The organism is Mycobacterium sp., from assembly GCF_050701675.1.
Classification (GTDB): Bacteria; Actinomycetota; Actinomycetes; order Mycobacteriales; family Mycobacteriaceae; genus Mycobacterium.
In genome coordinates this window covers 1-8,133 of record NZ_JBOGDD010000845.1, presented here as the reverse complement: position 1 = coordinate 8,133, position 8,133 = coordinate 1, and the positions used below count along the sequence as shown (strand labels likewise).

Below are 8,133 nucleotides of genomic sequence, written 5' to 3'. Positions count from 1 at the left end.
CGTCCCAGCGGCCGACGTGCGGCGCGCCGCGATGCTGGGTGGTGACCTGCCTGCCGTCGCGGCGGCGGCGTTGACCGACGGCCGCGCCGCGCTCGCGGAGTTCACGCTCCACGTCGGCCGACCGGTCGGCCCCATGCTCGCGCAAACCGCGACGGGTGTCGCGGACGCACTCGAAAAGCTCGGCGGGACGGCCATCTTCGAGGCCAAGCTCGACGGAGCGCGGGTTCAGATCCACCGGTCGGGTGACACCGTGTCGCTGTACACCCGCAGTCTCGACGACGTCACCGCCCGGCTCCCCGAGGTGGTCGACGCAGTGCTCGCGCTGCCGGTCACCGCGATCATCGCCGACGCCGAGGCCATCGCACTGGGGCCCGACGGGCGGCCACATCGGTTTCAGGTGACGGCATCGCGGTTCGGCCGCGGCGGTGGCCGAGGCGGGAGAGACAGGAGCGCCGACGTCGAAGCCGCCCGCGCCGCCCAACCACTGTCGGTGTTCTTCTTCGACCTGTTGCATCTCGACGGCGTCGACCTCCTCGACCTGCCCGCCACCGAACGCCTCTCGACTCTCGACGCGATCGTGCCCGCCGCGCAGCGGGTGGACCGGGTGACCACGTCGGACCGGGAGGCCGCCGCGTCGTTCCTCGCGGCCACGCTGGACGCCGGACACGAGGGCGTGATGGCGAAGTCGCCGACGGCGTCGTACGAGGCGGGCCGCCGCGGCGCCGGGTGGTTGAAGGTCAAACCCGTGCACACCCTCGACCTCGTCGTGCTCGCCGTGGAGTGGGGGTCGGGCAGGCGCACGGGCAAGCTGTCCAACATCCACCTCGGCGCACGCGACCCGGAGACGGGTGGATTCGTCATGCTGGGCAAGACATTCAAGGGCATGACCGACGCAATGCTCGACTGGCAGACCAATCGCTTCCTCGAGCTCGCGGACGGGCCGACGGACGGCTACGTCGTCAAACTGCGGCCCGAGCAGGTGGTCGAGATCGCCATCGACGGTGTGCAGACCTCCACTCGCTATCCCGGCGGGATGGCGCTGCGCTTTGCGCGCGTGCTGCGCTACCGCGACGACAAGGGCCCAGCCGAGGCCGACACCGTCGAGACCGTGCGGACCCTCTACGAACGCTGATGGCTACCGTCGGTCGGCTTCTCGTGCGGCACGTTCCACGCCAAGCCGGTACTGCGCCCACCATGCCTGATCACCAGGAGCCATGTTGTCGCGGTCGCGCCGCGATCCGACGGAGCGGTCGATCAATTCTCTGACGACGTCGGCGTGCCCTGCATGCCGGTGCGTTTCGGCGGTCATGTGCACCAGGATCTGATGCAACGTCACGACTCGGCGTTCCGGCGGCCAGTGCTCGACCAGTCCGGTGGAATCGAGCGCCGAGGAACGGATCGTCGCATCCGAATGCGAGCATGCGCGGCGATACCATCCGACGATGTCATCGCGTGACTCGTCGGCCGTAGCCCACATGTCCGCATTCGGCTCGGTCTGGTCGACCAGCCAAGGCGGCGGCTCATCGACCGGTCGCCCGAACACCGCACCGAAGTAACCCAACTCGCAGCCGACGAGGTGCTTGACCAGACCAAGGAGGTTGGTTCCGGTCGGTGTGAGTGGTCGACGCACGTCGTACTCGGTCAGCCCCTCCAACTTCCATGACATCGCGTCGCGGCCGGCCTGGAGGTAGCCGTGCAGGTTTGCCTTGAATTCCTCATCGCCCATCGACGTGCCCATCGACACCAGGATCGATCGCCGCCCGCTCGTACGCAACTGCATTTCCGTGCAGACCGCGGTCCCGCATGATCCTCACCGCACGTCGAACCGACCGAAAGAGGAGCGTTCCGACAAATCGCCTCGCACGCGATGAAAGGATCAGACCATGGCTACCCCAACCGCATCGGGCTCCGTCGAGGAGACCGACGGCGACCTCACCTACGTCCGGACCGACGCCGACCTGCCACCGGTGGCGATCATCGACCGGTCACCGATCACGACGAAGCACAAGATCGTCTTCGCCGTCATCGCCCTGCTCGGGGCGATCGCTTGGGCGGTGATCGCCTTCTTCCGCGGTGAGACAGTGAGCGCGGTCTGGTTCGTCATCGCCGCCATCTGCACCTACGTCATCGGGTTCCGCTTCTACGCCCGACTGATCGAGATGAAGATCGTCAACCCGCGCGACGACCACGCAACACCCGCCGAAGTGTTCGAGAACGGCACCGACTACATGCCGACGGACCGTCGGGTGCTGTTCGGCCACCACTTCGCGGCGATCGCAGGCGCGGGCCCGCTGGTGGGCCCGGTCCTGGCCATGCAGATGGGCTATCTGCCCGGCACCATCTGGATCATCGTCGGCGCGGTGGTCGCCGGCTGCGTCCAGGACTACCTGGTGCTGTCCATCTCAGTTCGCCGGCGCGGCCGCTCGCTCGGCCAGATGGCGCGCGACGAACTGGGCACGGTCGGCGGTATCGCCGCGATCGTCGGCGTGCTCGTCATCATGGTCATCCTGCTGGCCGTGCTCGCGCTCGTCGTCGTCAACGCGCTCGCCGAGAGCCCCTGGGGCGTCTTCTCCATCGCCATGACCATCCCCATCGCCATCTTCATGGGGCTGTATCTGCGGTTCCTGCGTCCTGGCCGGATCTCCGAGGTGTCGCTGATCGGCGTCGTGCTACTGCTCCTTGCCGTGGTATCCGGCGGCTGGGTAGCCGAAACAGCCTGGGGCGTCGACTGGTTCACGCTCTCGCCGGTCGCGCTGTCATGGTGCATCATCGTGTACGGCCTCGCCGCCTCGGTGCTGCCGGTGTGGCTCCTGCTGGCCCCGCGCGACTATCTGTCGACGTTCATGAAGGTCGGTACCATCATTCTGCTGGCCATCGGCATCCTGGTCGCGCGCCCGATCATGGAGGCGCCTGCGATCTCGACGTTCGCCTCCAGCGGCACCGGACCGGTCTTCGCAGGCGCCCTCTTCCCATTCCTGTTCATCACCATCGCCTGCGGCGCGCTGTCCGGCTTCCACGCGCTCATCTCTTCGGGCACCACGCCCAAGTTGCTGGAGAAGGAAAGCCAGATGAGGCTGATCGGCTACGGCGGCATGCTGACCGAGTCGTTCGTCGCGATCATGGCGCTCATCACCGCGGCAATCCTCAACCAGCACCTGTACTTCGCCATCAACGCGCCTGCCGCCTCAACGGGCACCACCGCACAGACGGCGGCCGACTACGTCAACGGGCTCGGGCTGTCGGGGTCGCCGGCCACCGGCGAGCAGATCACCGCCGCGGCGGAAAGCGTCGGTGAGAGTTCCATCGTCTCGCGCACGGGTGGGGCGCCGACGTTGGCGTTCGGCATGTCCGAGGTATTGCACCAGGTCTTCGGCGGCGAAGGCCTCAAGGCGTTCTGGTATCACTTCGCGATCATGTTCGAGGCGCTGTTCATCCTCACCACCGTCGACGCGGGCACTCGGGTTGCGAGGTTCATGCTGTCCGACGGGTTGTCCAATCTCGGTGGCCCGCTGAAGAAGCTGCGCAATCCGAGTTGGCGCATCGGCGCGTGGTCCTGCAGCGTCATCGTGGTGGCCGCGTGGGGCAGCATCCTGCTGATGGGCGTCACCGATCCGCTCGGTGGGATCAACACGCTCTTCCCGCTCTTCGGCATCGCCAATCAGCTGCTGGCGGCCATCGCGTTGACGGTCGTCACGGTCGTGATCATCAAGCGTGGATTGCTGAAATGGGCATGGATTCCGGGTGTTCCGCTGATGTGGGACCTGGTCGTGACGATGACGGCGTCCTGGCAGAAGATCTTCTCCGGTGACCCGAAGGTCGGCTACTGGACCCAGCACTTCCAGTACAGCGATGCCAAGGATGCGGGCAAGACGGCGTTCGGCGCGGCCAAGAACGCGGGCCAGCTCGACGCCGTCATCCGCAACACGTTCATCCAGGGCACGCTTTCGGTCGTATTCGCCGTCCTGGTCTTGATCGTCTTCGCAGCGGGGGTCATGGTCGCGCTCAAGGCGATCCGCGGCGGCGCACGCCCGCTCAGCGCGGACGAGCCGGTGCCGTCACGGATCTTCGCCCCGTCGGGCCTGATTCCGACCGCAGCCGAGAAGGAGGTGCAACAACAGTGGGACGCGCTACCGAAACCGCACGCCAGATCAGTTGGTACTTCAGCTCATTGATGGGCGACAACCACTACCAGCGCTACCTGGTTCACCGGGCACGCACCCATCCCGGCGAACCCGTCTGCTCCGAGCGGGAGTACTGGCGGATGCGCCACGCGGCAACCGAGCGCAACCCGCAGAGCCGCTGCTGCTAGCCGCCCCTGCCGCGAACGTGCGTGTCTGCCCGGCGACACGCCGTGGGATGTGGCACTTCGCGCACGCTCGCGCGGTGGGGAGCTAGCTCAACGCATAACGAATCGGCAGGTGCTTGAGCCCGCCCACGAAGATGGTGGCCGTGTTCTCGGGATCGCCTGCCAATTCGATCGACCGTAGTCTCGGCACCAACGCCGAGAAGAAGCTGTTCACCTCCATGCGAGCCAGGGCGGCGCCGAGGCAGAAGTGCACGCCGTACCCGAAGGCGACGTGCTTGTTGGGGTCGCGGCCGATGTCGAAGCGGAACGGGTCGGTGAACACCTCCTCGTCGCGGTTGCCCGACGGGTACGAGAGCAGCACCGACTCCCCCGCGGCGATCGGCACGCCACGAACCGTGGTGTTCTCGGCCGCTGTTCGCATGAACTCCTTCACCGGTGTGACCCAGCGGATCATCTCCTCGGTGGCCAACCCCATCAGGTCCGGATCATCCCGAAGGCGTTGCAGCTGTTCGGGATTCTCGATCAGCGCCTGAAGGCCGCCCGAAATGGTGGCACTGGTGGTGTCGTGCCCGGCGGTGGCGACGATGACGTAGTACGACACCGTGTCGACATCCGACAGCGGCTCGCCGTCGATGCGCGCATTCGCGATCGCGGATGCCAGATCCTCGGTCGGCCGTTCCCGCCGTGATGCGGTCAGCGCAGTGAAGTACCCGAACATGTCGAGCAGCACCGCCAACTGGTCCTCCTTGGAACCGCCGCCGCCGAATTCCGCGTCGTCGTTGCCGAAGAGTTCCTGCGTGTATTGCAGCATTCGCGGAAAGTCCGACTCCGGTACGCCGAGCAGCGACATGATGACGAACAGGGGGAAGTTCACCGCGACTTCCTGCACGAAGTCGCACTCGGGCCCGACCGCAGCCATGTGGTCGACATATCGGGTTGCGAGTTCGTCCACGCGAATCTTCATGGCGCGCATCGCCTTCGGCCGGAACCAATCACCGCCGATCGCCCGCACCACACGGTGCTGCGGGTCGTCCATGTGGATCAGAGTGCTGATGCCGACGCCGGCCTGGAGCTCGTCCGACTCCGCGGTCATGAGGACCGGCCGCGGCGAGTTGGTGAACAGCGTGTTGGCGCGCTCGATCGCCATGATGTCGGCGTGCTTGGTGACGGCCCAGAACGGTCGGTAGTTCGGAACGTCGACCCAGGACACCGGCGCGTGCGCCCGCAGATGCGTCAAGGCCCGGTGCAAGCCGGCCTCATCGGTGTAGGCAAGCGGGTCGGCCAATACCTTCGCGGCCTCGTCCATGATGTGAGTGCTCAAGACTCTTTCCCTTCGCCAGTGGGCGCCAGACCCGTTGCGTGCTGTGCGCGGTCTTCGTAGGATCGCCGCGCGTTCGGATCGAAGTCGAGGAATACGCGGTCGGTGCCGGTGCGCCGGTTCAGCCATCGCCTGCCGCGAGGACCGAGCATGTTCGTGATGGCGAGAATGAAGCGCAGCCCGCCCGGTACCGAGACATGCGTCTTCGGTTTGTCGAGCGTCTTCACGATGGCCGCGGCGATGTCCTCTGGTTCCACCGGCTTGCCGGCGGGGCCGCCCTTGGTGCCACTGATCAACTCGGTGTTGGTGAATGGCGGCATCACCACGCTCACCTCGACGCCGTGCGGTGCGAATTCATCGGCCAGTGCGGTCGATAGCCCGACGACGGCGAACTTCGTTCCGGCGTAGACCACTTGGCCCGGCACGGCGACCATTCCGGCCAGGGACGCGACGTTCACGATATGCCCTCGACGCCGTTTGATCATCTCCGGCAACACCAGCCGGCATCCGGTCAGCACGCCGTAGAAGTTGACCTCGATCGAGGACCGGATCGACGTCTCGGACTGCTCGAGGAACGCACCGATCGGCATGACACCGGCATTGTTGACCAGCACGTCGACGTGCCCGTCCCCGTCACTGCGGGCCTTGTCCAGAAACGTGGCGAACGATTCCGCATCCGTCACGTCGAGCGGATGCCCCGAGACCACGCCGTGCTCCGACAGTGCGGCGACGGCCGCGTCCAGACGCGCGACGTCCCGGTCACCGATCACCACCCGCGCGCCGCGGGCCAGCAGCGCCCGCGCGGTGGCGTAGCCGATACCCCTCGCCCCGCCGGTGACGACGACGGTTCTACCCCTGATCTTGTCCATCACCACTCCGATCGCGAACGTCGTCGAGCACGGCGTCTATGGCGTCTTCCGACAGACCGGCCGGGAAGGCGGGCAGCACCCTGTCGATCACGCCGTCGCAGCGCGCCACCAGCGCATCGGCCACTTCGGCGAGCGGGGCCGCGACGGCGAACGCCCGCAACACGTCGTCGTCGATGAGTTCGCCCATGGCGTCCCACCGACCATCCCTCGACAACCGGTGCAGCTCGATGTGCAGATCGCCCCACCCGTGCAGCTCGAGAACCTTGGCGTAGGCGGGCGTCGAGCCGTAGAACGCGATCTGCTTGCGGAACGCGGCGGCCGCCGTCTCCATCGCCTCGTCGGTCTCCCCCGTCACGACGAACACCGGGCAGGACACCTGAAACCCGTTGCGGTCCCGACCCGCTCGCCGCAGGCCTCGCAACAGCGCAGGCGTCGTCACCTCGTCGGCGTAACGCTTCGTCGTAAACGCGTGGGCCAACAGCCCGTCGGCGACCTCGCCGCACATCTCGGTCATCGCCGCACCGACGGCGGCGACGTAGATCCTCGGAGATCCGTGCGCCATCGGTTCCGGCGTGAACATCGGCGTCATCAACGTGTGCCGGTAGAACTCACCGTCGAACGCCAATCTGGTGCCGTCTCGCCACGCCGTCCAGATCGCTTGCAGCGCATGGATGAACTCCCGCATGCGGCGGACGGGATGGCTCCACGGCATACCGAAGCGCCTCTCGACGTGTGCCCGCACCTGGGTGCCGAGCCCCAGGTTGAAGCGCCCGCCCGAGTAGGACTGCAGGTCCCAGCCCACGTTGGCGACGGTCATCGGGTTCCGCGCGAAGGCAACGGCGATGCTGGTCCCTACCTCAAGCCGTGAGGTGTGCTCGGCCGCCAGCATCACCGGAAGGAACGGATCGTGGTTGATCTCGCCCGTCCAGCACCCGTCGTAGCCCCGTCGCTCGAGCGCCCCGACCACCGCCGGAACACGGACCAGCTCACTGGGAATGCCCCGGTCGATCTTGAGGCCCCCGACCTCTCTCAGCACAGACGTCGACGCTACAGTAAGCAATTCAGTATGGTCAACGCGCATAACCGCACGACACCGGTACCCACCTGTGAGGATGGAACGCATGACGAAGGCCCAGGATTGGGAAGACACCCTCGGCGACCTCGAGCGACGTCGTCTCCGCACCTTGGGCATGGGTGGCGCTGAACGACTTGCCAAGCACCACGGCAAGGGCAAGCTCGATGCGCGGGCGCGGCTGAACCGACTGCTGGACAAGGGCTCCTTCCGGGAACTCGGCACCCTGGTCGGGGGCGAGACTGCCGCCGACGGCATCGTCGTCGGCTCAGGACTGCTCAACGGCACACCCATCATGGTCGGCGCAGAGGACTTCACCACGTTGGCCGGCAGCATCGGCCCAGGCGGCAATGCCAAGCGCTACCGCATTGCCGAGCTCGCACTGCGGGACCGGATTCCACTGGTGATGTTGTTGGAGGGAGCGGGTTTTCGCCCCTCCGGTGAGCATTACGGCCGCACCCCCACCGATCTTCTTGCGCAAGCCAAGTGCTCGGGCCACGTCCCAACCGTCGCCGCAGTACTCGGCCCGTCAGCGGGCCACGGCGCATTGGTCGCCCCGGTGTGCGAC

General features: G+C 66.7%; 8 protein-coding genes. 4 read left to right on the top strand and 4 right to left on the bottom strand.

Going from position 1 to position 8,133, the window contains the following annotated elements; all coding sequences use genetic code 11:
• The coding region (locus tag ACRDUX_RS25995) for an ATP-dependent DNA ligase (RefSeq protein ID WP_526417926.1) at positions 1-1,132 on the top strand (1,132 nt) is incomplete at its 5' end.
• 3 nt (positions 1,133-1,135) lie between these two features.
• Here ACRDUX_RS25995 and ACRDUX_RS25990 read toward each other — a convergent pair.
• On the bottom strand, positions 1,136-1,726 hold the full coding sequence (locus ACRDUX_RS25990; RefSeq protein ID WP_526417932.1) for a DinB family protein: 591 nt from the start codon (positions 1,724-1,726) through the stop codon (positions 1,136-1,138).
• 157 nt (positions 1,727-1,883) lie between these two features.
• On the opposite strand from ACRDUX_RS25990, the gene ACRDUX_RS25985 reads away from it, so the two are divergent.
• Positions 1,884-4,172 carry a carbon starvation CstA family protein gene (locus tag ACRDUX_RS25985; RefSeq protein WP_526417924.1) on the top strand — a complete coding sequence of 763 codons (2,289 nt, stop codon included), beginning with the start codon at positions 1,884-1,886 and terminating at the stop codon, positions 4,170-4,172.
• Positions 4,172-4,309 (top strand): CstA-like transporter-associated (seleno)protein, encoded by a 138-nt coding sequence (locus tag ACRDUX_RS25980; RefSeq protein ID WP_526417922.1) that lies wholly within the window; start codon positions 4,172-4,174, stop codon positions 4,307-4,309. Before ACRDUX_RS25985 ends, ACRDUX_RS25980 begins: the two co-directional genes overlap by 1 nt.
• Before the next feature lie 82 nt (positions 4,310-4,391).
• On the opposite strand, the gene ACRDUX_RS25975 is transcribed toward ACRDUX_RS25980, so the two are convergent.
• The 3 genes from ACRDUX_RS25975 to ACRDUX_RS25965 are packed head-to-tail and all read right to left on the bottom strand — an operon-like array spanning position 4,392 to position 7,526.
• A complete protein-coding gene (locus ACRDUX_RS25975) occupies positions 4,392-5,612 on the bottom strand; it encodes a cytochrome P450 (RefSeq protein WP_526417930.1) in 1,221 nt (406 codons plus the stop codon).
• A gap of 11 nt (positions 5,613-5,623) precedes the next feature.
• Entirely contained in the window at positions 5,624-6,493 is an 870-nt protein-coding gene (locus ACRDUX_RS25970) for an SDR family NAD(P)-dependent oxidoreductase (protein WP_526417920.1), read from the bottom strand.
• On the bottom strand, positions 6,474-7,526 hold the full coding sequence (locus ACRDUX_RS25965; RefSeq protein ID WP_526417928.1) for an LLM class F420-dependent oxidoreductase: 1,053 nt from the start codon (positions 7,524-7,526) through the stop codon (positions 6,474-6,476). Before ACRDUX_RS25965 ends, ACRDUX_RS25970 begins: the two co-directional genes overlap by 20 nt.
• 88 nt (positions 7,527-7,614) lie before the next feature.
• Here ACRDUX_RS25965 and ACRDUX_RS25960 point away from each other — a divergent pair.
• Positions 7,615-8,133 (top strand): carboxyl transferase domain-containing protein (locus ACRDUX_RS25960; RefSeq protein WP_526417918.1); only part of this gene is annotated, 519 nt, incomplete at its 3' end.

Excerpts from the sequence above, each read along its gene's own strand:
- ACRDUX_RS25990 (WP_526417932.1), bottom strand. The coding sequence starts at position 1,726 with ATGGGCGATGAGGAATTCAAGGCAAACCTGCACGGCTACCTCCAGGCC.
- ACRDUX_RS25985 (WP_526417924.1), top strand. The coding sequence starts at position 1,884 with ATGGCTACCCCAACCGCATCGGGCTCCGTCGAGGAGACCGACGGCGAC.
- ACRDUX_RS25980 (WP_526417922.1), top strand. The coding sequence starts at position 4,172 with ATGGGCGACAACCACTACCAGCGCTACCTGGTTCACCGGGCACGCACC.
- ACRDUX_RS25975 (WP_526417930.1), bottom strand. The coding sequence starts at position 5,612 with ATGGACGAGGCCGCGAAGGTATTGGCCGACCCGCTTGCCTACACCGAT.
- ACRDUX_RS25970 (WP_526417920.1), bottom strand. The coding sequence starts at position 6,493 with ATGGACAAGATCAGGGGTAGAACCGTCGTCGTCACCGGCGGGGCGAGG.